The following is a 22,258-nucleotide window of genomic DNA, read 5'->3' on the forward strand; positions in this document are numbered from 1 at the left end:
AGCGGGCGCCGGCAGCGGTTCGCCGCGGCGTGCTCATCCGAGAATAAGTCCGGGATGTTGCAGTTCACTGACAGTTAAACGGGGCCTCGCTTACCACCAACCGGTACGGCGCCGGCAGTTGCCCCACGTAGTCGTCCACCACCTCCCGCGTCAGGCTGACGATGTCTTCGACCCGCTCCATGCCCGCGCCGGTCCGCCAACTGGCGACGATGTCCATCACCGACGGCAGCGGCACGCCGTCCACCAGCGTCAAGCTGCCCTGGTTCAATTCGCCTACCACCAGCGCCGCCGGCATGGCGCCGATACCAAAGCCGTCACGAACCAGGCGGGTGATCGCCGAGGCGGAGTTCACGCAATTGATCCGCGGCGAGACGATGTTGGCCGAGTGCAGCATGTTCAGGAGATCCTGGTGGGGCCGGGAGTTGCGCGAGAAGGTCACGATGCGCTCCTGGGACAGTTCGTCCAGCGATGCATAGTGGCGGTCATAGGATGAGCCGGTGCGTACCACCCAGTGCATCGGGTAACGCGTCAGGAGCGCATTGCGTACGCTGTCGAGGCGCAGGATGTCGGTCTGGAAAATGATGTCCTGGTAGCCTTTCTCCAGTTGCGTGCACAGGTTGCTCGCGGTGTCGGCCGACAGTTCGATTTCCAGCGCCGGGTAACACTCCATCAGGCGCGTGACCAACGGGCTGAGCCAGGTATGGATCACCGTGTCCATCGCGCCGATGCGAATCCGCCCGCGTACCTGGCGCGGGTCCTTGATCACGGCTTTCATGCTGTGCATGGTGTCCATGATGCGCTCGGCGTACTCCAGCACCCGCTGGCCTTCGGAAGTCAATGACACGCCCTTGGAATCACGCACGAACAGACGCACGCCCAACTCGTCTTCCAGGGCTGCAATCCGGCTGGAAATCGACGCCTGGGTGGTGAACAGCTTTTCCGCCGTGAGGCGAAAGCTCTTCAGGCGGGCGACCCAGACGAAGGTTTCCAGAAACTTGATATTCATGGGCGGCGGCTCCTGAAACGGGCGGGGCAAGGTGTTGGATTGTCCGGGAGCGCTGGTGATCAACCGGTCCTGCAATCCCTGGACGAGAGGTATTGGACCACGTCTTCAAGCGCCCTTGAATCCGGCACCTCGCCGAGGACCGCAGCGGCGTCGCACCACGGATATTCCAGACCCGACACCCAGGCCATGACTTCCGTAAGCTCGGCTGCCGGCAGGGTCTTCATGTGTTCGATGGTTATCGTGAGCCCCTCGGACAGCCCGTACTCGGAGCTGAATCGCCAGTCGTAGCGGCCACAACCGACCCTGACCTCACCGCTGTGTTTATCCGACATCGCGACCAACCATTTGCACTCGTAGGTGCGGACGTTGGCATGAGGAGGGTTGCCCAGGCAGAACGTGTAGACGTTTTCGAACGCCTGGTTGAACCGGCTTACCAGCACGTCACCGATCGCGCCACGACCTGCGACATGCTCCGGGAAGGCGATGGAGCCGGTGCGGACCACCATGTCCAGGACTGCGTCCTGGATGAAGGCCTGATCCAGCAGGTGAGGGCGGTTGCCGTCCTTGGCGCGGATGTAATGTTCGATTGATCGCTGCGGGCTGTTCATCAGATCTCCATTTCAGGTCGGGTATCACAACGCGCTGTTCAAGACGTCGGTCACCAGCATACAACCCGGCGCGTGAGTGATGCACAGCGGCGGTCGCGAAGCCTGCACCACCGATTGCGGCGTCACGCCACAGGCCCAGAACACCGGGATCTCGTCGGCTTGCACCGGCACCGCGTCGCCATAGTCCGGCGTGTCCAAAGAATGAATGCCGATCAACGACGGATCACCGATGTGGACCGGGGCGCCATGGACGCTGGGCATGCGTCCGGTGATCTGGATCGCCTGGATCGCCGCGGCGGCCTTCATCGGGCGCATGCTCACGACCATTTTGCCAGACAGGCGCGCGGTGGGGCGCGTGTCGATGTTGGTGCGGAACATGGCAACGTTGCGCCCCAGGTCGATGTGTCTCAGGCGTATACCGGCCTCCAGCAGGGGTTGCTCGAACGAGAACGAGCAGCCGAGAGCGAAGGTCACCATGTCGTCCTGCCACAGGTGTTCGATGTCCATCGGCTCTTCGCTCAACTCGCCGTGACGAAAGACCCGATAGCGCGGCACTTCGTGGCGGATATCGATGGGCGCGCCGAGGTTGCGCAGGAACGGATCCCCCGGTTCGCTCACGTCCAGGACCGGACACGCCTGACGGTTGAGCGTGCAGTAGCGCAGGAACTCGTCGGCCCAGTCTCCCGGCAGGATCACGATGTTGGCTTGCACCCGGCCCTGGCCCAGGCCGCTGGTATGGCCATGGTAGCGGCCGGCCGCGATGTTCTGGCGCAAGGCCTGGGGTGAACACTGCTGCAGTTGTTCGAATGTCAGGGCGGACGGCGGCATCTGGGATCTCCATTGGTTTTTTGTTAGAGCTCCTTTGTAGAAGCCCCGGACGACGGCGTCCAACAAGGAAAACTGGTACCCCCTGACAACAAAAAGTTATCCGACGCTCGAGGCAGCGAAGTCAGACCAGCTGCGACCCGGCATGCATCAGATTTTCTTATGCCCGAGCCGGCTTTTTTCCCGTTTGACGCTGTCCGGCGCCGGTGGGAAGAATCTGCCCCGACGTCAATGTTGTTCGCTTGAACGATTGATATCCCGTGGCGAGGGAGCTTGCTCCCGCTTGAGCGCGAAGCGTTCATAAAATGGGTCTGCTGCGCAGCCCAGCGGGAGCAAGCTCCCTCGCCACGGGTTCATCGTCTCTCTTGCGAGAACGTCACGCCGCCTCCATGGGCGACGTTCAAGACACTGCCCCAAACAATAAGCGAGGCGCGCCAGCCGTCCCCGACGGGAACACTCGCGCCCATAAAAAAGGAGCACGCCATGCACCGTTTCATCGCTAATCACTTCAACCGTAAACCCGTGGGCACCTTGCTTGGCCTCGGTCTGATGAGCGCGTCGAGTGCTCACGCCGATTTCATCAGCGACAGCAAGGCCAGCCTGGAAGCCCGCAACTTCTACTTCAACCGCGATTTTCGGCAGGAGGGCGCGCGGGACAAGGCCGAGGAGTGGGCGCAAGGCTTTCTGTTGCGCATCGAGTCGGGCTACACCGCCGGGACCTTGGGTTTCGGGCTGGACGCGTTGGCCATGGCCGGTTTCAAACTGGATTCGGGCGGCGGCACGGCAGGCACCAATCTGTTGCCGGCGGACTCGTCCGGGGGGTCCCAGGACCGCTACGGCGAACTTGGCCTGACCGCGAAGGCACGCTTGTCCAACAGCACCCTGAAAGTGGGCACCCTGCAAATCAAGGACCCGGTGGTCAATTCCAACGATACGCGCCTGCTCCCCGGGACCTTCAAGGGCGGGCTTTTGAGCGTGCAGGAAATCGACCGTCTGAAGCTGACTGCCGGGCAGCTTACACAAATCAACTTCGTCGACTCCACCGACTATCAGGACATGACGGCCAACCGCATTGGAGGCATCAGCGACCGCTTCCAGTTCGCCGGAGCGGACTACCAGTTCCTGCCGAATCTAACGGCGCAATACCGCTACGGCAAACTGGAGGACATCTATCAGCAGAACTACCTGGGCTTGGTCCATAGCCTGGACCTGGGCGCGGGCCAATCATTGAAAAGCGACGTGCGTTATTCCCGCAGCACCGAGGACGGCAGCTTCCGCGCTATCGACAACCAGGCGTTCGGCGCGATGTTCACCTATAGCCTCGATGGGCACGCGCTGGGCCTGGGTTACCAGCGCATGAGCGGCGACGACCCATTTCCCTACATCTCGCGCAGCGATCCGTATCTGGTCAACTTCGTCCAGATCGGTGATTTCGCCAATGTCGACGAGCGCTCCTGGCAGGCCCGTTACGACTACAACTTTGCCGGCCTCGGCGTGCCGGGACTGACGTTCATGACCCGCTACATCAGTGGCGACAACGTGCAACGCAGCGCGCCGGGTGAAGGCAAGGAATGGGAGCGCAACAGCGATATCGCCTATGTGATCCAGGACGGCACGTTGAAGGGGCTGGGGCTCAAATGGCGCAATGCCTCGGTGCGCTCGAACTTCGGCAATGACCTGGACGAAAATCGCCTGATCGTCAGTTACTCGATGGCGCTGTGGTGACGGCGCGCCGGGCGGCCGTCAGGCCTTGACCCAGCGCTGGCGGCTCCAACTGCTCAGGGTATCGACTATGAAGACCAGCAACAGCATGGCCAGGATCACCGTGCTGCCTTGGGCTTCCTGGAACAGGCTGAGGCTGACATAGAGCATCTGGCCCAGGCCGCCGGCGCCGACGAAGCCCAGCACACTGGCCATACGAATGTTGTTCTCCCAGCGGTAGAGGGTGTAGGCGAGCAGCTGCGGCATCAGGTTGGGCAGGGTGCCGTAGCAGAAAGCCGCGAGCGCGCTGCCACCTTGCAAACGGATCGCATCGGCGGGCTGCGACGGGGTGTTTTCCAGCGCCTCGGCGAACAGCCGGCCGAGCACGCCGATGGTGTGCAGGGTCAGCGCCAGCGTACCGGCATTGGGGCCGAGCCCGGCGGCAAACACCATCAGCGCCGCCCACACCAGTTCCGGAACCGCGCGCAACGCGTTCAACACCAGGCGCGAGACGCTTTGCAACGGCCAGCCAAGGCGCCCGGCGGCCGGCAGTGCTAGTGCCAGCCCCAGCACCGCCGCGAGCAATGTGCCGATGGCGGACATGGCGATGGTTTCCAGCGCGCCGTGGCCGATCGCCTTGAGGTACGCCGGGCTCAGGTCCGGACTGAGGAAGCGTTGCGCATAAGCGGCCATCTGCTTGAGGCTCGCGCTGTCACCCAACGCGCCCAGGTCGATGCCCAGATAGCCGAACGAAGCGACGACCGCCGCACAAATGCCCAGCAGCAACAGCACGTTGAACAGCCGATTCATGCCAGTCTCCAGCGCAGCAGGCGGCTGAGCTGATCGGCGAACATCACCAGCACCAGGAAGGTCAGCAGCAGGCTGGCCACTTCACCGCCGGCGAACATGCGCAACGACAGGTCCATCTGCTGGCCCAGGCCACCCGCGCCGACAAAACCCATCACCACTGACGCGCGGATGGCGCATTCCCAGCGGTACACGGTGTACGACAGCAGCTCGGCGGCGACGTTGGGCAGGATCCCGTAGCAGAACGCCGCGAGCCGGCCGCTGCCGGCCTGCATCAATGCGTGTGCCGGGCGCTGGTCGACCGATTCGAAGATTTCCGCATAGACCTTGCCCAGCATGCCGCTGTACGTGATGGCGATCGCCAGCACCCCGGCCGTCGGACCCAGGCCGACAGCGCGCACGAAGAGCAAGGCCCAGACGATTTCCGGCACGCTGCGCAGGAAGATCAACAGGCTGCGTATCGGCCAACGCAACCATTGGCCGAGATTGCCAGGCCTGCCGGAGCGGTAGGCGGCCGACAAGGACAATGCGCGGCTGGCCAGCAGGCTCGCGGGGACCGCCACCAGCAGCGCCAGGGCCATGCCGGCGGTGGCAATCGCCAGTGTCTGCAGGGTGGCTTGCAGCAGCAGGTCGACAAACGTCTCGTCATGGGCCGGTGGCCAGAACGCCGCGACGAACCGGCCCATCTCACTCTGGCTGTCGCTGGCCAGCAGCACGCCGAGGTCGACCTCGCTGAACCGAATACCCGGCCACAGCAGGGCCAGGGCCAACAGGGTCAGGAGCAGGCGAGGGCGGGTGGCAGGGTCCCGGGCGTCACGCTTCAGCATCGCGGAATCTGCACGCTCGTAGGGAGTGGAGGGCTCGACATGGACTCCAATTGCTCGTTGGCATAAAGCGTGTCGAGCAGTTGGCGGTCGACCGCTTCGGTCGGCAAGTCGAACAGAATCTGTCCGTCACGCAGACCGATGATCCGGGAAAAATGCGCCAGCGCCAGCTCCACCGCGTGCAGGCTGGTGACCAGGGTCACGCGGTGCTCCCGGGCATGCTGGCAGAGCACCGCAAGTGTGTGCTCGGCCAACACCGGGTCCATCGCCGATACCGGCTCGTCCGCAAGCAATACCTCGGGCGCCTGGTACAACACGCGGGCAATGCCGACACGTTGCAACTGCCCGCCGGACAACTGCTGGCATTGCGCGAACAGCTTGTCGCCCAGGTCCAGCCGGGCCAACGCCGCCCGAGCCCCGGGAATGTCCAGCGGGTGCAGCAGGTTCAGCAGGCTCTTGCCCAGGCCCCACTGGCCGAGCTTGCCGGCCAGCACTGCGGTGACCACCCGTTGGCGCGGCGGCAGGGGAGGCGCCTGGTGGACCAGGCCGATGCGCGCGCGCAGACGCTGACGCCGGCGCGCGGACAATTGCCAGACTGGCTCGCCCAGTACCTGCACCTCGCCAGCGCCCGGCCGCAGGGCGGTTGCGAGCACGTTGAGCAGGCTCGACTTGCCCGCGCCGGACGGGCCGATGATGGCGACCTGTTCCCCCGCGCCAATGTGCAGATCCACGCCACGCAGCGCCTGCGCACCGTTGGTGTGGATGACGCTGGCTCGGGTCAGACGTAATGTCATTTCAGCAGTTCGGCGGCGCGTGCGGCTTCTTCGATGCCTTTGTAGTTCTCGGGCTTGGTCTCGATGAAGCGGCTGGCGGCTTGCAGATCAAGGATTTCCTTGTCCTTCGGGTTCGCCGGATCGAGGTCCAGGAACGCCGCCTTGATCTTGGCAGCCAGTGCCGGGTCGAGCGTGCCGCGCACGGTCCAGTTGTAATCGAAGTAGGCCGGGGTAGTCGCGAACACCTTGACCTTGCTGGTGTCGACCTTGCCGGCCGCCACCAGTTTGTCCCAGACGCTGGCGTTGAGCACGCCGGCATCGACCTTGCCCGCCTGGACCCAGGCGGCCGTCGCATCATGGGCGCCCGAGTAGCCGACGCGGCTGAAATAGGTTTCCGGCTTGATGCCGTCCTTGAGCATGAAATAACGCGGCATCAGGCTGCCGGAGGTGGAAGAGATCGAACCGAAGGCAAAGCTTTTGCCCTTGAGGTCGGCCAGGGATTTGACCGCAGGGTCGGCGCTGATGAATTTACTGGTGAACTGGGCATCCTGTTCGCGCTGCACCAGCGGAATGGCGTTCCCCGTCTTCAGGCGAGCCTGCACGAAGGTGAAACCGCCCAGCCAGGCCAGGTCGATCCGGTCGGTTGCCAGCGCCTCGACCACGGCGGGGTAATCGCTCACCGGTACGAACTCGACTTTCATGCCGATTTTTTGCTCCAGGTACGCCCCCAGCGGCTTGAACTTGCGCAGCAGTTCGGTCGGCGCTTCATCGGGAATCGCGCTGACCTTCAAGGTATCGGCCGCCTGCGTCAGAAGGGAGCTCAGGGACAGGGTCAAACCGACGGCCAGTGCCAGGGTACGCTTGAGCATGTAAATCTCCGGTGCATGTGGGGCGTGAGTGTTCAAGCGCCAGGCACGCTTTGAGGAGCCGCGTTGGCCTGGCGCATTGTGAGGGTAGACGAACAGGTGCAATCTTGATCGTTTCTGCCGACCAGGTAAATCCTGGCCCGTTTCGATGCGGGGATGCTACAAGGTCAAAGCCACGATGCAAGCGTAATGCTGTTCAACCAAGACAATCGACAAACCCGTGGCGAGGGAGCTTGCTCCCGTTGGGCCGAGATTCGGCCCCAAAACCTGCCAGATCGGAGTATCAGACACACCGCACCCGGCGCTTTACGACTGCTTCGCAGCCGAGCGGGAGCAAGCTCCGTCGCCACAAATAGATCATTTTTCTCAAGTAGATTGTCCCGTCACTTTTCTGGAGCGTCACGACATGCTCAGCGCCGAGCTGAAGTCTTTCCACATGGTCGCTCGCCTGGCCAGCGTCACCCAGGCGGCCAAGAAACTCGGGCTCAGCCAGCCGACGGTGACCACGCAGATCCGCAGCCTGGAAGCCCAGTACGGCGTCGAACTGTTCTATCGCGGCGGGCGCCGCCTGACACTCAGTGACCAGGGCGCGCAGCTGTTGCCGATGGTGCAGAAACTGTTGCAGCAGGAGGCCGACATCGAGTTTTTCCTGCGCAACAGCGGCCAGGTGCAAGGCACGTTGCGCATCGGTGCCACCGCGCCGTATTACGTGCTGGATATCATCAAGGCTTTTCGCGAGCAGTTTGCGCTGTGCGAAGTGACCCTGGAAATCGGCAACTCACTGCAGGTCATCGAGGCGCTGGAGGAGTATCGCGTGGACCTGGCCGCGTCCTCGCAACTGGTCGAGGATGCGCGCCTGACCCGGCTGGTGCTGGGGCACGATCCACTGGTGCTGGCGGTACATCGCGAGCACCCATTGGCCAGCCACGACCGGGTCGCGCCGAGCGCCCTGGCCGGGCATTGCCTGCTGATGCGCGAAACCGGCTCCACCACCCGCGCGCTCACCACAACGCTGCTGCGCGAGGCTGGGGTGGCGACCGGGCCGCTGCTGGAGATCGGCAGTCGCGAGTCGATTCGCGAAGCGGTCCTGCGCAACATCGGCATCAGCATCATTGCCCGTCACGAAGTGCCGGAGAATCCACAGCTCAAGGTGGTTGAGCTGGAAGGCGCGCCGCTGATCGCCGAATATCTGTACTGCCTCAAGGAGCGCCGCCAGGCCCGACTGCCGTCGGCATTCCTCGGCCTGGCACGAGAGACCAGCGCATCCTGAATTCGCTACACAAATCCGCTGATGTCACTATCGGCAGCTTTTAGCCAACTGCAATCAAGCCTTCGTACTGCCTGCCTACCATGACCCTCGTCGAGCTGACAGCTCATCGAGGTTATGTCATGACAAGAACACCTTCCGTAGACCTGCAGATACGCGACATCCATAAAGGCTTCGGCGCCTTCAAGGCGTTGGACGGGGTATCGCTGGAAATCGCCGCCGGTGAGCTGGTGTGCCTGCTGGGGCCTTCCGGCTGCGGCAAGACCACCTTGTTGCGCTGCATAGCGGGCCTGGAACGGCAAGACCGCGGCACGATCATGATCGGCGCGCGGGATGTCTCCGCCCTGGCACCGCAGGCTCGCGACTACGGCATTCTGTTCCAGTCCTATGCGCTGTTTCCCAACCTGACCGTGGAGCAGAACATCGGCTACGGATTGGCGGGCAACCACCGCGAGACGATCCGCAGCCGGGTCGGTGAGATGCTGGAACTGGTCGGGCTGTGTGGCAGCGAGAAAAAATATCCCGGCCAGCTTTCCGGTGGCCAGCAGCAGCGGGTGGCGTTGGCCCGCGCCCTGGCTCCGGCGCCCTCGCTGTTGCTGCTCGATGAACCGATGTCGGCCCTCGATGCCCGGGTGCGCGAGCACCTGTGCGGCGAGTTGCGTCAGTTGCAGAAACGCCTGGGCATTACCACGTTGATGGTCACCCACAACCAGGACGAGGCGATGCTGATGGCCGATCGCATCGCGGTGATCAATCAGGGCCGCGTCGAACAGTTCGCCAGTGCGCAACAGATCTACCGCGCGCCGGCGAGCGCCTTTGTGGCTGATTTCGTCGGCCAGGGCAACTGGCTGCCTTTCGAGCGCGGGCACGACGGACAGGTTCGCGTCGGCGGGCTCAGCCTCAGCGTGGAGGCCGCTGACGTGGGGCGCAGCGGTCGACTTTTCTGCCGTCCGGAAGCCATCCGGATCAACCCGTTGACGCCCGAAGCCAACCTGTTCGATGCGCAACTGCGCGAGCTGACGTTCCTCGGCAACCGCTGCCGGCTGAGCTTCGAGCTGGACGCGTTGCCGGGCCACACCCTGCTCGCCGAGCTGGAGCCGCAGGCCATGCCCGGGTTGCCCCAGGCGCGGCTGAAAATTGCGCTGCCGGCCCATAGCCTGCAGGTGTTCAATTGATATGCAAAACACGATGATCCTCAAGCCGACCGCAGTGCAGGCACCTCAGGTGCCCGGTGACCTCGCAGACCGATTGTTCATACGCGGCGGTCAGTGGCTGCTGCTGGTGTTGCTGGTGCTGGCGGTATTGCTGCCCTTACTCGCCATGCTGTGGCGCGCCTTCAGCGGCGATGCCAGCCAGGGTGGCGGCCTGCAAGCGGCGTTGACGCTGCTGGCCAGTGCCAATTTCCGCTGGCTGCTGGGCAACAGCCTGACGGTTTCAATGACCGTCGCGCTTATCGTCGTGCCGCTGGCCTATGCGTTCGCCTACGCATTGCAGCGCACCTGCATCGTCGCAAAGCCGGTGTGGCGGGGCCTTTCGCTGCTGCCGCTGCTGGCTCCCTCGATGCTGCCCGGCATTGCGCTGATCTATCTGTTCGGCAACCAGGGGCTGCTGCGCGATTTCAGCTCCGGCAACATCTATGGTTTCTGGGGCATTGTCCTGGGGCAGGCGATCTACACCTTTCCCCATGCCATGATGGTGCTGATGTCGGCGCTGGCGCTGGCGGACGCACGGCTGTTCGACGCGGCCTCAAGCATGGGCGCCTCGCCATGGCGGACGTTTTGCACCATCACCTGGCCCGGCAGCCGGCAAGGGGTGTTCGCGGCTTTCTGCCTGGTGTTCACCTTGTGCATCACCGATTTCGGCGTGCCGGTCACGGTCGGAGGCGACTATCAGGTGCTGGCGCTGGAAGCCTACAAGTCTGTCGTTGGCCAGCAGCAGTTTGGTCGCGGCGCGCTGATCGGCATGATTCTGCTGCTGCCCGCATTGCTCAGTTTCGCCGTGGACATGTGGCTGCGCCGTACTCAACGCGAAGCCATGGGCGGCCGCGCCCAGGTGTATCACCCGCAACCGTCGCGGGGGCGGGATGCAGCGTTCCTGAGCATAACGGCACTGATCGGCGGCGTTCTGCTCGGCGTGTTCGGCATGGCAGTCTACGCATCGCTCGTGCAGTTCTGGCCGTACGACCTGTCCTTGTCCCTTGACAACTATGCCTTCTCCGAACTGCCCGGCGGTTGGCTGGCCTATCGCAATAGCCTGCTGCTGGCGGTGTGCAGCGCGGCGTTCGGCAGCCTGGCGATCTTCACCGGTGCCTACCTGATCGAGAAGACTCGGCAGAGCGCATTGACGCGCACCCTGCGGCTGCTCAGCTTCGTCCCGATGGCCGTGCCCGGGCTGGTGCTGGGCCTGGGCTACGTGTTCTTTTTCAATCTGCCGGGCAATCCGCTCGGCAGCCTCTACGGCAGCCTGGCCTTGCTGGTGGTCTGTACGGTCGCGCACTTCCTGACAACGGCGCATATGACGGCCAGCACCGCCTTGCGCCAACTCGACGATGAGTTCGAGGCCGCCGCCCTGGCGCTGAAAGTCCCGCTGGTTCGCCACTTCCTGCGGGTGACGCTGCCCATTTGCCTGCCGGCGTTGCTCGACATCGTTCGTTACCTGTTCGTGTCGGCGATGACCACGGTCTCAGCGGCGATTTTTCTCTACAGCCCTGACAGCGTTCTGGCTGCGGTGGCCGTGCTGAACATGGACGACGCCGGCAACGTCGGCGGGGCCGCCGCGATGGCGACGCTGATCCTGCTGACCTCGGCCAGCGTATCGCTGCTGCTGGCAATGCTGTCGCGCCGCCTGCTGCGCCGCTCCCAGGCCTGGCGCCAGCCGGCGCCGGGCCTTTGAACAACTCCTGGAGACTCTGATGCACTACCAAACACCAACTCGCCTGCAGGCAGCGATTCTCGATTGGGCCGGGACCGTGGTGGACTTCGGTTCGTTCGCGCCGACACGGATCTTCGTCGAAGCCTTTGCCAGCTTCGACATCGAGATCAGCCTGGAGGAAGCCCGTGGCCCGATGGGCATGGGCAAATGGGACCACATCCGCACCTTGTGCAACCAACCGGCCGTGGCGAAACGGTTTACGCGCCGGTTCGGGCGCGCACCGAGCGATGACGACGTGACTGCTATCTATGAGCGCTTCATGCCGCTGCAGATCGCCAGGGTCGCCGACCACTCGGACCTGATTCCCGGCGCACTGGAGAGCATCGCCGCCCTGCGCCAGCGCGGCCTCAGGATCGGCAGTTGCTCCGGCTATCCGCGGCAGGTGATGGACAAGGTCGTCGAACTGGCCGCCGCCAAGGGTTACAGCCCCGACCATGTGGTCGCCACCGACGACGTGCCCAAGGGCCGGCCAGGCCCGGCGCAGGCCTTGGCCAACGTGATCGCCCTGGGCCTGGACGATGTCGCCGCCTGCGTGAAAGTCGATGACACCGAGCCCGGCATCCTCGAAGGCCGCAGGGCAGGGATGTGGACCGTGGCACTGAGGTTTTCCGGCAACTTTCTCGGCCTCGACTGGGAGCAGTTCCAGGCTCTGTCGGCGCAGCAACTGGCGGCCGAACGCGAGCGCATCGACGGCTTGTTTGCCGCAAGCCGTCCGCATTACCTGATCGACACGATCGCCGAACTGCCCGCCGTGATTGACCACATCAACACACAACTGGCCCGCGGCGTATTGCCGTCCCATGCCTGAAAAACTTCACTGACTGACACGGAGCCGTACCATGTCCAAACGCACTGCCTGGGCCGCCGGCCTGCTTGCCGCCTGTGTGCTGCAGGCCCATGCCAATACCGAACTGACCGTCTACACGGCCCTCGAAGTCGAGCAGCTCAAGGCCTACAAACAGGCCTTCGAGCAGCAAAACCCGGACATCGAGATCAAGTGGGTGCGCGATTCCACCGGCATCGTCACCGCCAAGCTGCTGGCGGAAAAGGATCGCCCCCAGGCCGATGCGGTCTGGGGCCTGGCAGGCTCGAGCCTGGCGATTCTCAAGCAGCAGGGCCTGCTGGACGCCTACAGCCCGGCGAACCTCGGCCAGATTTCCGCCCAATACCGCGACGCCGACACGCCGCCCACCTGGGTCGGCATGGACGTCTGGGCCGCCGCCATCTGCTTCAATACGGTGGAAGCGCAAAAGCTCGGCCTGCCCAAGCCCACCCGCTGGGAAGACCTTGCCAACCCCGTGTACCAAGGCAAGATCGTCATGCCCAATCCGGCGTCGTCCGGCACCGGTTACCTGGACGTCAGTGCCTGGCTGCAAACCTTCGGCGAGACCAAGGGCTGGGCCTACATGGACAAGCTGCACGCGAACATCGGCCAGTACACGCATTCCGGCTCCAAGCCCTGCAAGCTGGCCGCCGCCGGCGAGTTCCCCATCGGCATTTCGTTCGAATACCCGGCCATCCAGCTCAAGCGCAAAGGCGCGCCGCTGGACATCGTCCTGCCTGCCGAAGGCCTGGGCTGGGAAATCGAAGCCACCGCCATCATCAAAGGCACGCCGAAGCTAGCGGCTGCCAGAAAACTCGCGGACTTCTCCGCCAGCTCCGAGGCGATGCAGTTATACAAGGCGAACTTCGCGGTCCTGGCGCAACCGGGCATCGCCGAACGCCTGCCGGAGCTGCCGACGGACTATGAACAACGCTTGATCCGCAATGATTTCGCCTGGGCGTCGGAGAACCGCGACAAGGTGCTGGCCGAGTGGCGCAAGCGTTACGACGGCAAGTCCGAGCCGGTCGCCAAATAAGCTCTGTTCTGTACTGTTCACAGGCCCGGCTGTGTCGAGCCGGGCCTTATCCGTTGATGGTTTTCAAGGAGTTTCCATGTCTGAGCACGACTGTGACCTGCTGATTGTAGGCGCCGGCATTCTCGGCCTGGCCCACGCCTGGGCTGGCGCCAGGCGCGGCCTCAAGGTCAAGGTGTTCGAGCGTAGCCATACGCCCCTGGGCGCCTCGGTACGCAACTTTGGCCAGGCCCTGGTCGGCGGCCAGGCGCCGGGTGTCATGCTCGACCTGGCACGCCAGGCGAACGGTTTGTGGAAAACGCTGGGCCAGGCCGCCGGGCTGCACATGCATCAGCAAGGCTCGCTGCTGTTCGCCCGCACGGAAGCCGAAGAAGCGCTGCTCAAAGCGTTCGTGAACGGGCGGGGCGCAGCATTGGGTTATCGCACCGAGCTGTTGCGTGGCGACGCGTTGGCGGCGCTTTACGATGGCCGTTTTGCCCATCACCGCGCGGCATTGCTCGGCCTCGACGATCAACAGTTGTATTCCCGCGAGGCACTGCCGCAGATCGTCGATTACCTGGCCCTGGCATTGGGCGTCGAATTCCATTTTTCGACGCTGGTCCGCGATGTCGAACCCCACCGCGCGCTCACCAGCGCCGGACGCTTTACCGCGCGGCACATTGTGGTGTGCTCGGGTCATGACTATCAGACGCTGCTGGCCGAGCACATCGCCGGGCTCAACCCGCAAGTGTGCGGCTTGCAAATGCTCCGCGTACGGCCGCGCCAGCCCCTGGCGTTACGCCACGCGTTGCTCACGGGACTGAGCTGCGTGCACTACGGCGCCTTTGCCGACCTGCCTGAAGCGCAGGCCATCCGCACGCAGATCCGCACGCACCAGCCAGAGCTCGAAGCCCATGGCATCCATCTGCTCATCAGTCCAACCCCCTCCGGTGACCTGATCATCGGCGACTCCCACGTCTACGGCAGCGACATTTCACCGTTCAACGCCGAGCAGGTGGACCGCATCCTGATTGACCTGGCGCAGCACACCCTGGGCGGCGAGATTGATGTACTGGAACGCTGGCAGGGTGTATATGGCGCGCGGGGGCCGGGACCGTTCAGCGTGATTTCGGCTGCGCAGGGCGTCACTGCGGTGCTGATGCATACCGGCTTGGGCATGAGCGTGGGACTGGCGCTGGGCGAACGTACAATTGCCGCAGCGCTGGGGGAGGGGCCGTGGCAAAGCTCGGCGGCTTGACGTCGCCGAGGAGGGCGCCTCGTCGAGGCAAGGCGCCGGTCTGGCTGCCGATTCAGAGCCAGTAACGCAGGCCCAGCATCACCGATTGGGCTTCATATTCGGTGCTGACATCGCCTTGGGGCAGCCGTTCGATGTCGCCGAAGTGCGCCTCGCGCGTTTTCAGGCAGCGGTAATCCAAGGACATCGACCAGTTTTCGTTCAGCTCGTAACCCACCCCGGCACCCAGTTGGTAAGCCGAGACGGTGTCGCGGTGAGTACCGCCGAACTCCACGCCACCGGCTTCCAGGCCGCTGACCGTGAGGGTGGCGTAACCCAGGCCGCCGCCCAGGTAAGGGGTAAACCGGTTGAAAGGCGCGGGCAGGTTCAAGACGTCGTACCAGAGGTTGACCATCAGGCTGGCGGCTTTCTCTTCGCCTTCGCCATCGATGCTCCCGCCGCCCTCATAGACCCGGTTGTTGAACTGGGTCAGGGTATTTTCGCGATAACCGAGCTCCACCTCCGGGCGCAGCCCGACCGGGAAGCGCCAGCCTAACGCCAGGCCGGTGGCGTAGCCGGAATGGAGCGGCTGGTTGAATTCCATCTCGACGAAATCCAGGTTGTTCTGGTTGAGGTCCTGCGCCGATACCCAGTTCAGGCCGCCCATGAGGCTGGCGTAGGGGCCCAGCGTGTCGGCGAAGGTGGACGCCGGGGCGACAGCGCCCACGCCGATGATGCCCATCACCAGGTATTGAGTGTTTTTCAGTAAGTTCATGCTCGGTCCGAAGTGTGCCGTTATTCAAAAGATTGCGAGAGCCGGCGCGCGGCGCTGACGTCGCGAACAGGTCATACGAGGTGCAGATGTGCTTGCGCTTTGTCGCGCTCCGGGGCGTCGACAGCGTTGGCGCGTTGTTCGGCAAGGGCTCTGAGATTGCCCAGCGCCGTGGTCATTGCCGTCGTCAGCATTTTGCGCAGCAGGCCGCGGTACACGAAGCTCAACGGGCCGGAGATCCTGGCGCTATGGATGACCTGGGTTTCGTCCGGAGACAGCCTGCGCATCCGGTGGTCGAATTCGAGCCGTATCCAAAGCAGTCTCGCGCTGTTGCGATAGCTTTCCTGCGGTTCCACGGCCAGCAGCCTCAATGGCATTTTCAAGCCATTGCTGAGCACACACTGACCCGCGGTTCCCGCCTGGAACGGGCCCTCGAGTTGACAATGGCTTACGTCGGTATCCCAGAGCGGGGCTTCCTGGAAATTGCTCCAGATCTTCCAGATTTCCGACGGTGGTGATTTGACTATGAGTTGAACCTTGACATCGTTCACGGCGACACCCTGTCTGTTGCGGGCACACTTGTGCCCCTGAGTTTGATCAACGCCCGGCCTCAGGCAGCAGGCGCGGCCTGGCTCAATACTTGAGCGGTGATATTGGCTTGGCCGATCTTTTCGCCCCGGTTGAACAGGTCGATATGGATACGGTTGGTCTTGAATGATTGAAGCTGCGTCCCGAGGCTCGCTTGCGGAGCGAGTGACAACGGGCTGTTCCTCGGAATTGGCCGGTCCAGGGTGAAACTCAGGGCCAGCAGGTTCATCGGGGTCTTGAGCGGAATACGCAGATGACCGTGGGCAATCTGCATGTAGCACTGGCGGGCAACCTCAAGGAAATACACCATCGAGAAATGCTCGGGATCGCCCTCGTGGAAAAAATGCCCATCCGGCAGACTGACCGTATCCACGCTCAGCCCCTGGGCGAGGCTGCTCATGGCGCTGACGATGACATTTTCCTCCCGGGCCTTGTGCAGCAGGGCCTTGTCGACACAGCGCGCGGCCGCGAACTCAGCCGCCGGCGAGGTCTCGAAGGCCGAGCTGTAGGCCATGCCCAGAACGCAGGTGCACATGACTTTTCCAGCCTGCATGACGGTTGCCTGAAATTCCTGGCCATCGTGGCCTTGCTCCAGGCGCAGGTCGATCACGTCCTCCTTCTGGACGTATTGCTGGAACTTGATGCTGAGCGTCTTCACGTAGGCGACGCGACCATTCAGCGGGGGCATGGCCAGTTCGATCAGTTGCATCACCCCTTCGAGCAACAGGATGCCGGGGATGTGATCCAGCGGATGGTCGAAGAAATACGGGTGACCTTCGTCTACCACCAGCCGTGCCCGCAGCGCACGCGGCTCGCGCTGGAGGTGGGAAATCACCACGTGTTCCGCTCGACGCTGCCAGGGCGCCGGGCGCTGGGTACGAGCCCCCCGGTGCAGGGCGAACAGCCCCTCCATGGCCCGGACTCGCACCCGCAACCCGGCCAGAACCGTGCTGGTCAGCATGTCGCTGAGTTGCAACACATCGACACCGTCGTGTTGTGGCTCGCGGACGATTTCGCCGGCATGCACCGGCGTGATGACCTGCTGCAGCTCATGGGGCTCGTGGGCAAAGCGCAACGTGAACGGGTGTTTGATCGCAGGGGCGGGGCTCGCCGTCGCGGGGTTCCATTCCCGCAGTTTTTCAGTGAACAGCCACATCACAACCTTGCCGGCCTCACGCACCTCGATCACCGTGTGAGCCGCTGAGCTCATCGTCACCGACAAGAGCGTTTCGATGCCGCAGGCTTCAGCCAGAAAACCGGTCATCTCCTGCAACGACCCGTCAACAGGGGTGTTATCAGGCTGCAACTCACAAACCTCCACCACCGGGTACTGGGCGCGCTCCTTGCCGACCAATCGGCACGCTTCGTCCAGCGAAGCCGCGGCATGGGCGAGGACCGCTGCGCGAATCACCAGCAGCGGCGTGTCCGTTGAACCCGCTCGATAAGGGCGCAGCGCAAGCAGCCCGAGCCCTTCACCTTGCGGCGTAGCGCTGCGGCGAGCACGGTCGACCTCGATCTCGCCGCTGATGAAGCGGCCGGCTCCGAGCAGCAGCGTCGTGATGCCGTCGTCGAACCATTGCCGGGACGCCAGCAGGGTCTGCCAGAACAGTCCTGGTGAGCCGGCCAGGGTCTGATGGAAACCCTTGAAATCGAAAATCTGCGCCGGGTAGCCGGACAACATGTTCGGCAACATGGTTGCCACGTCGGTCACTTCCACGCCCGGCGGGCTGCCTTGGGCCCGTGAATAGAATTGCTCGGCACTGCTGTAGGCATTGCTGAACCGCTCCCCGCCCATGTTGCAGCACATGACCATTGCCGTACCGGCCGATCCGGCAACGCCTGGCAGGCGCCGCAACAGGTGATTGACGCGGTCGGTGATCAACAATTTGAAGGGGTCGACGTGGGCCAGGGGCTTTGGCCCCATGCCAAAACCGTCGATATCGATGACGCGGTCCTGGTTCAGGAATCTCCCCGACAACGGCCCGGCCGAGGCCCCCTTGCAATCGACGAAACGCCCGTAAGGGAAAGCGACCGGTGGGCTAGCCGGTTGCTCAAGCCGCCGTTTGAACGAGTGCAGTGAATCGCAACCGCCCAGTGCGGCTTCCGCCTCGACTATCGCCAGGTCCAGGATCTGCACGCCTGAAGCCACCGGCGTGGGGGCAGGGAGGCCATCGGGCACATATTCATCCACCACCAGATGGGCGTTGGCGCCACCGAAGCCGAAGCTGGAAATGCCTATGCGGATCGGCGATTGACGATCCTCCAGTGGCTGGACTCGCTGTGTCGCCAGGCGCAGGCAGGTGTCGTCGACTTTCAGACTGGGACGGTAGTCCGGCTGGGGTGGGATGCCCTTGTGGCGCAGGATCATCAACGCCTTGGCCAGCGAAGCGCCTCCCGCCGCAGCCAAGGGATGGCCGATAACGGACTTGATCGAACCGATGGCGATTTTCTCCTCGGCGCTGCGATGGGCAGCGAAGAAGCTGTTCAGCGAGGCCAGTTCGGTCGCATCCCCTAACGGGGTGCCGGTGCCGTGGGTTTCGATGTAATCCACGCGGCCTGGATCAAGGTCCATGTAAGCCCGCTGATAGGCGCGATACTGGGCCTGCCTGCCCGGTGCAAACACCGATCCTTCGGCACCATCGGCAGAAAGCCCCAACCCTCTCAGCACGCCCAGCGGCCGGCGTCGGGCGTTCAGGGCATCGGCCACGGGCTCGACCAGAAAAGCCGTGGCGCATTCGCCCGGCACAATACCGTCGGCATCCTCGCCGAACGCCTGCATGCTGGCCCGGGCGGAAAAAGCCGTCAGTTGGGAGAAACCGAGGAACAATGCCGGGGGCAGAACGGTGTTGAGCGCCATGATGATCGCCTTGTCCGCCTGGCCACTGTTGAGCAGAGCCTTGGCCATGTCGATGGCATAGGGGAACGAACTGCAAGCGGTGTCCACCGATAAGGCCGGGCCGCCCAAGGCAAAAGCACGCGCCAGCCCGGCCACCTGTTCACCGGGCGTGAAACCGGATGGCGTGTCGGTACCGCCGGGCACTGCCGTGGCGAAATAACTTTCATCGCTCCAGGACGTCGCGACCACCAATGCGGTTCGCTCGGTATTCAATACCGTGCCTTGCGCCGCGAGTTCGGCAAAAAGCGTCCGGAGCACGTTCTTGCCGATCGCGACCTGCCGGCCTTCATGACGGGAAGGCATCGATGGGTCATCTGAAAGGCAGAATGCGCTGTCCAGGTAGACACGATCCTTTTCGCCGGCCTTGCTCGAAAATATCGACGCCTTCTGCAACTCCCAGCGCGCCGGCATTGCCTGGATAGGCGCTATGCCGCCCTGCGAGAGCAAGTGCCAAAGTGCGTCGGTGGACGAAGCCCCTGGAAATTCGCCGGCCATTGCGCTGAAGCACAACTCGCCCGCTGTCGTTACCGCGCCACTCATACCCTGTCTCCTGATTGCCAAAAAGCGGGGTGACCTGGCGATCACCCGGTGTCCATTCCATCTGCGGGAAGCGTGTGCCGTCGGACCTCAGCCCATTCTTGCCAGAAGCGCCAATGCGTCTTCCGGGGTACGACGCGACATCAGTGCCTCACCAGCAAACTCACTGACGGGGCACTCTTGCGCCATTGATTGGCAAAGGGCTTGCCGGTCGAAACCGTTGAGTCCCAAATCGGTAAAAGTCGTATTGACGTCCAGTGGCTGCGGTGCGTCCGAAACCAGCGGTGAGAGAGCGTTGAACAGCACCGCGCCGAGCTGCGTCTGCGCATCGGCGGAGCCAGGCATCGGCGCCTCGGAAGGTGCGGCAGACGGCTTCGGATCGGTTGCAAGCCTGGCCAGCAGTACCGTAGGGGTCAGGGCATCGAAGAGTTCCGAGGTCTGTTCTTTCTTGTCCGGGAAGTGCTGGGCCAACGACTCGAAAATATCAACCAGCCCTAGCGAGTCGATGCCCAGGCTTTCGAAACTTCGTTCGAAGTCGATTTGCTCGTTCTTGAAGCCGGTGACCGAACTGATCTCGGCGCGCAACCATTGCTCATAGCTGAGGGCGACAGGTTGCTCCGACGACGGTGCCGCGGCCAACACGGTCGAGTGTGCAGGCACGGGCCCCAGCGTTGCGACGCTTCTACCAGCAGCCGCCTCGATGCCATGGGCATAGACGCCTTCCAGCACCTGCTGGTGGGCATTGAAATAATGGGCGGTGACCGATTCAGCCTGTTCCAGCAGGCGCATCAGGATCGATTCCTTCGCCATGTTGGATTCGCAGAGTGAATCGATGATTTTTTCCGAGAGGGAGAAATAGCTATGGGCTATTTTCCCGTTGGACACGATGAATTCCTGCACAACTTCATTGAGTTGCAAGCGCATGAGGTTCTCCTTAACCGTAAATCGGTAGGTGTTTTAGACGAGCATCGAAAGTCGTGGGCCCGGGCAGGGCGCCGTCAAGCAATCAGTGAGCGGTTGCGACGGGCCGCTGGATTTGCACTGCCTCGCTTGTCGGGGAAGCGGTTTTCCTCGAGGCCTTGAGCAATCCGGACCTTACGCTCAGGTACGTCACGAGTGTCATCGCGTCGGCGCCCTGGAACGCGATGTACCCGTCAGGACGAACCAGCATCAGCGTGCCTTCGCTGGCGTGATAACGCTTGTGCAGCCTCCAGTCGGGGTCCAGCAATGTCGAGTGCCATGCCGGCAGTTCCGCGCTGCTGAGGGCGTCGACCACGCAGTAGGCCTTGATGCCTGGATAATCTTTTTCTACTGACTCGGCCAGTGCATAGTGGCCTGGCAAGACGGGAGAAAATTGATCCGCCGCGGTGAAGATCAACAACGTGTACGTCCCGTGGAACAGGTCGATCAAGCGCGCCGGCAGCGCCCCTTGCTGTTGCCAAAGCTCGACATCGGGTGCCAGCTGCCCCGCGCGAGGCACCGGCGGCTGGAACGCCGTCCGGGCTCCTTTCCTGGTCCAGTTGCGGCGCTGCTTTTTCGTCAGCGCCTCCTGGATGCAGTCACTTTTGGCGTAGTGGTACTGATGGCCGGAGATCATCGAGGGCAGTTTGCGCTGGATTTTGGGCCTGCTGCTCAGCAGTGGCAGGACGTTATCTCGCAGCCACACCAGGGCCCGTTGCCTTACGGTGATCAACCCGGTCAACCGATGCGCGGTCTTCTCGACTTCCAGGGCCACCGGATAACGTTCCTCGTTGTAGCTGTCGAGCAGTGACGGATCCGCCAGGCCTTGATCGACATAGGCGATCTTCCACGCCAGGTTGTAGGCCTCGGAGATTCCCAGGTTCATCCATTGGCCGCCGATCGGGCTGCCGATATGCGCAGAATCGCCGACCAGGAACACCGAGCCCTGCTGCAATGACTGCACCCGGCGATGCTGGAAAGAGGCAATGGTGGTGGAGGAGATGTTCGACAGGGTCATGTTCTGCCCACGTCCCTCGCACAACCGCTGGAAGTTCTCCAGGCTCAAGGAGGGGCGCTCGCCTTCCGGTGGCAAGTCGTAGGGCATCTCGATGAACAGCCGATAACGCGATTGTGCGCTGATCGGCGCTACCGCCACGTACCCATCCTGCGCGCCAAGAAAAAAAGCGCCTTCGTCCTTGCTGCCGGACCACTCGATGTCAGCGTCGGCGAGCATGAAAAAGCGATCGTAGGACGATCCCTCGAAAGTCATCTCCAGGCGTTTTCGGATGTTGCTGCGAGCACCGTCACAGGCCACCGCCCAGCGGCTGGTGCAGGATTCCTCGCGACCGTCGCCATGACGCAGCGTGACCCGTACGGACTCGGGCTGGTTCTCGATGTCCACCAGCTCGGTGTTCCATTCGACTTCCACGCCCAGCTCAGTCAATCGTTCCAGCAGGATCTTTTCCGTTTGCGGCTGCGGCAGGCTGAGGAGCAGGGGATAGGTAGCATCCAGGCAGGAAAAGTTGTAATTCAGTACCCGTCGGGCGTTGGACTGCACCGAAAACTGATTGATGGTAAAACCATCGTTGATGGCCTGGTCGGCGACGCCGAGGTCGCGGAAAATTTCCAGGGTCCTGGAATGGATCGCCATCGCCTTGGTCGCAGTGGAGGGACCGGCGTTTTTCTCGATGATACGAAAAGCGACGCCCCATTCCTGCAACATGATCGCCAGCGACAAGCCGATAGGGCCGGCGCCTACGATCATTACCGCCGGCGCCTTGCCCGGTTGTTTGTAATGCGCGGGGACGAAAGTGCTCAGAGTATTCAT

19 protein-coding genes are annotated in these 22,258 nt (G+C 63.1%); 7 read left to right on the forward strand and 12 right to left on the reverse strand.

All coding sequences use genetic code 11. From position 1 onward, the window contains the following. Positions 1 to 64 precede the first annotated feature (64 nt). From J3P94_RS13825 to J3P94_RS13835, 3 genes are read right to left on the reverse strand one after another with little or no spacing between them, the layout of a single operon-like run. A complete protein-coding gene (locus tag J3P94_RS13825; protein ID WP_434568371.1) occupies positions 65 to 1,006 on the reverse strand; it encodes a LysR family transcriptional regulator in 942 nt (313 codons plus the stop codon). A gap of 59 nt (positions 1,007 to 1,065) precedes the next feature. Then, on the reverse strand, positions 1,066 to 1,614 hold the full coding sequence (locus tag J3P94_RS13830; RefSeq protein WP_434568372.1) for a hypothetical protein: 549 nt from the start codon (positions 1,612 to 1,614) through the stop codon (positions 1,066 to 1,068). Positions 1,615 to 1,638: 24 nt separating this feature from the next. Further along, positions 1,639 to 2,442: a putative hydro-lyase gene (locus J3P94_RS13835; RefSeq protein ID WP_434568373.1), complete on the reverse strand. Its 804-nt coding sequence runs from the start codon at positions 2,440 to 2,442 to the stop codon at positions 1,639 to 1,641. 480 nt (positions 2,443 to 2,922) lie between these two features. On the opposite strand from J3P94_RS13835, the gene J3P94_RS13840 reads away from it, so the two are divergent. Then, complete coding sequence (locus J3P94_RS13840) at positions 2,923 to 4,164, forward strand: OprD family porin (RefSeq protein WP_434568374.1); 1,242 nt, start codon at positions 2,923 to 2,925, stop codon at positions 4,162 to 4,164. 18 nt (positions 4,165 to 4,182) lie between these two features. Here J3P94_RS13840 and phnE read toward each other — a convergent pair whose 3' ends face one another. From phnE to J3P94_RS13860, 4 genes are read right to left on the reverse strand one after another with little or no spacing between them, the layout of a single operon-like run. Continuing rightward, a complete protein-coding gene (phnE, locus tag J3P94_RS13845) occupies positions 4,183 to 4,950 on the reverse strand; it encodes a phosphonate ABC transporter, permease protein PhnE (RefSeq protein WP_434568375.1) in 768 nt (255 codons plus the stop codon). Next, positions 4,947 to 5,774, reverse strand: coding sequence for a PhnE/PtxC family ABC transporter permease (locus tag J3P94_RS13850; RefSeq protein WP_434568376.1), 828 nt, complete (start codon positions 5,772 to 5,774; stop codon positions 4,947 to 4,949). The genes phnE and J3P94_RS13850 overlap by 4 nt, the downstream gene beginning before the upstream one ends. Continuing rightward, positions 5,768 to 6,565 carry a phosphonate ABC transporter ATP-binding protein gene (locus tag J3P94_RS13855; RefSeq protein ID WP_434568377.1) on the reverse strand — a complete coding sequence of 266 codons (798 nt, stop codon included), beginning with the start codon at positions 6,563 to 6,565 and terminating at the stop codon, positions 5,768 to 5,770. The genes J3P94_RS13850 and J3P94_RS13855 overlap by 7 nt, the downstream gene beginning before the upstream one ends. Beyond that, positions 6,562 to 7,413 carry a putative selenate ABC transporter substrate-binding protein gene (locus J3P94_RS13860; protein ID WP_434568378.1) on the reverse strand — a complete coding sequence of 284 codons (852 nt, stop codon included), beginning with the start codon at positions 7,411 to 7,413 and terminating at the stop codon, positions 6,562 to 6,564. Before J3P94_RS13860 ends, J3P94_RS13855 begins: the two co-directional genes overlap by 4 nt. Positions 7,414 to 7,816: 403 nt before the next feature. On the opposite strand from J3P94_RS13860, the gene J3P94_RS13865 reads away from it, so the two are divergent. The 6 genes from J3P94_RS13865 (at position 7,817) to J3P94_RS13890 (ending at position 14,701) form a co-directional block, all read left to right on the forward strand. Next, positions 7,817 to 8,680, forward strand: a complete 864-nt coding sequence (locus J3P94_RS13865) for a LysR substrate-binding domain-containing protein (RefSeq protein WP_434568379.1) — start codon at positions 7,817 to 7,819, stop codon at positions 8,678 to 8,680. A gap of 119 nt (positions 8,681 to 8,799) precedes the next feature. Further along, positions 8,800 to 9,852, forward strand: coding sequence for a putative 2-aminoethylphosphonate ABC transporter ATP-binding protein (locus J3P94_RS13870; protein WP_434568380.1), 1,053 nt, complete (start codon positions 8,800 to 8,802; stop codon positions 9,850 to 9,852). Between the two features lies 1 nt (position 9,853). Further along, positions 9,854 to 11,569, forward strand: coding sequence for a putative 2-aminoethylphosphonate ABC transporter permease subunit (locus J3P94_RS13875; protein ID WP_434568381.1), 1,716 nt, complete (start codon positions 9,854 to 9,856; stop codon positions 11,567 to 11,569). Between the two features lie 19 nt (positions 11,570 to 11,588). After that, a complete protein-coding gene (gene phnX / locus J3P94_RS13880; RefSeq protein ID WP_434568382.1) occupies positions 11,589 to 12,416 on the forward strand; it encodes a phosphonoacetaldehyde hydrolase in 828 nt (275 codons plus the stop codon). Positions 12,417 to 12,447: 31 nt separating this feature from the next. Then, positions 12,448 to 13,467: a putative 2-aminoethylphosphonate ABC transporter substrate-binding protein gene (locus tag J3P94_RS13885; RefSeq protein ID WP_434568383.1), complete on the forward strand. Its 1,020-nt coding sequence runs from the start codon at positions 12,448 to 12,450 to the stop codon at positions 13,465 to 13,467. Positions 13,468 to 13,543: 76 nt separating this feature from the next. Then, positions 13,544 to 14,701, forward strand: coding sequence for a TIGR03364 family FAD-dependent oxidoreductase (locus J3P94_RS13890; protein WP_434568384.1), 1,158 nt, complete (start codon positions 13,544 to 13,546; stop codon positions 14,699 to 14,701). A gap of 52 nt (positions 14,702 to 14,753) precedes the next feature. On the opposite strand, the gene J3P94_RS13895 is transcribed toward J3P94_RS13890, so the two are convergent. The 5 genes from J3P94_RS13895 to J3P94_RS13915 all read right to left on the reverse strand — a co-directional run bounded on the left by J3P94_RS13895 (position 14,754) and on the right by J3P94_RS13915 (position 22,258). Further along, positions 14,754 to 15,452 carry an outer membrane protein gene (locus J3P94_RS13895; RefSeq protein ID WP_434568385.1) on the reverse strand — a complete coding sequence of 233 codons (699 nt, stop codon included), beginning with the start codon at positions 15,450 to 15,452 and terminating at the stop codon, positions 14,754 to 14,756. A gap of 71 nt (positions 15,453 to 15,523) precedes the next feature. Continuing rightward, positions 15,524 to 16,000 carry an SRPBCC family protein gene (locus tag J3P94_RS13900; RefSeq protein WP_434568386.1) on the reverse strand — a complete coding sequence of 159 codons (477 nt, stop codon included), beginning with the start codon at positions 15,998 to 16,000 and terminating at the stop codon, positions 15,524 to 15,526. 59 nt (positions 16,001 to 16,059) lie between these two features. Further along, complete coding sequence (locus J3P94_RS13905) at positions 16,060 to 19,473, reverse strand: beta-ketoacyl synthase N-terminal-like domain-containing protein (RefSeq protein WP_434568387.1); 3,414 nt, start codon at positions 19,471 to 19,473, stop codon at positions 16,060 to 16,062. An 87-nt stretch (positions 19,474 to 19,560) separates the two neighbouring features. Then, on the reverse strand, positions 19,561 to 20,394 hold the full coding sequence (locus J3P94_RS13910; protein WP_434568388.1) for an acyl carrier protein: 834 nt from the start codon (positions 20,392 to 20,394) through the stop codon (positions 19,561 to 19,563). Positions 20,395 to 20,476: 82 nt separating this feature from the next. Continuing rightward, positions 20,477 to 22,258, reverse strand: a complete 1,782-nt coding sequence (locus J3P94_RS13915; RefSeq protein WP_434568389.1) for an FAD-dependent monooxygenase — start codon at positions 22,256 to 22,258, stop codon at positions 20,477 to 20,479.

Origin of the sequence: Pseudomonas sp. Z3-8, from assembly GCF_051131975.1 — a bacterium.
Lineage (GTDB): Bacteria > Pseudomonadota > Gammaproteobacteria > Pseudomonadales > Pseudomonadaceae > Aquipseudomonas.

Bases quoted from the DNA above. Each gene is read 5' to 3' on its own strand.
- J3P94_RS13850 (WP_434568376.1), bottom strand. From the start codon at position 5,774: ATGCTGAAGCGTGACGCCCGGGACCCTGCCACCCGCCCTCGCCTGCTC.
- J3P94_RS13895 (WP_434568385.1), bottom strand. From the start codon at position 15,452: ATGAACTTACTGAAAAACACTCAATACCTGGTGATGGGCATCATCGGC.
- J3P94_RS13830 (WP_434568372.1), bottom strand. From the start codon at position 1,614: ATGAACAGCCCGCAGCGATCAATCGAACATTACATCCGCGCCAAGGAC.
- J3P94_RS13890 (WP_434568384.1), top strand. From the start codon at position 13,544: ATGTCTGAGCACGACTGTGACCTGCTGATTGTAGGCGCCGGCATTCTC.
- J3P94_RS13860 (WP_434568378.1), bottom strand. From the start codon at position 7,413: ATGCTCAAGCGTACCCTGGCACTGGCCGTCGGTTTGACCCTGTCCCTG.
- J3P94_RS13865 (WP_434568379.1), top strand. From the start codon at position 7,817: ATGCTCAGCGCCGAGCTGAAGTCTTTCCACATGGTCGCTCGCCTGGCC.
- phnX (WP_434568382.1), top strand. From the start codon at position 11,589: ATGCACTACCAAACACCAACTCGCCTGCAGGCAGCGATTCTCGATTGG.
- J3P94_RS13915 (WP_434568389.1), bottom strand. From the start codon at position 22,258: ATGAATACTCTGAGCACTTTCGTCCCCGCGCATTACAAACAACCGGGC.
- J3P94_RS13840 (WP_434568374.1), top strand. From the start codon at position 2,923: ATGCACCGTTTCATCGCTAATCACTTCAACCGTAAACCCGTGGGCACC.
- J3P94_RS13825 (WP_434568371.1), bottom strand. From the start codon at position 1,006: ATGAATATCAAGTTTCTGGAAACCTTCGTCTGGGTCGCCCGCCTGAAG.
- J3P94_RS13905 (WP_434568387.1), bottom strand. From the start codon at position 19,473: ATGAGTGGCGCGGTAACGACAGCGGGCGAGTTGTGCTTCAGCGCAATG.
- phnE (WP_434568375.1), bottom strand. From the start codon at position 4,950: ATGAATCGGCTGTTCAACGTGCTGTTGCTGCTGGGCATTTGTGCGGCG.
- J3P94_RS13835 (WP_434568373.1), bottom strand. From the start codon at position 2,442: ATGCCGCCGTCCGCCCTGACATTCGAACAACTGCAGCAGTGTTCACCC.
- J3P94_RS13885 (WP_434568383.1), top strand. From the start codon at position 12,448: ATGTCCAAACGCACTGCCTGGGCCGCCGGCCTGCTTGCCGCCTGTGTG.
- J3P94_RS13910 (WP_434568388.1), bottom strand. From the start codon at position 20,394: ATGCGCTTGCAACTCAATGAAGTTGTGCAGGAATTCATCGTGTCCAAC.
- J3P94_RS13855 (WP_434568377.1), bottom strand. From the start codon at position 6,565: ATGACATTACGTCTGACCCGAGCCAGCGTCATCCACACCAACGGTGCG.
- J3P94_RS13870 (WP_434568380.1), top strand. From the start codon at position 8,800: ATGACAAGAACACCTTCCGTAGACCTGCAGATACGCGACATCCATAAA.
- J3P94_RS13875 (WP_434568381.1), top strand. From the start codon at position 9,854: ATGCAAAACACGATGATCCTCAAGCCGACCGCAGTGCAGGCACCTCAG.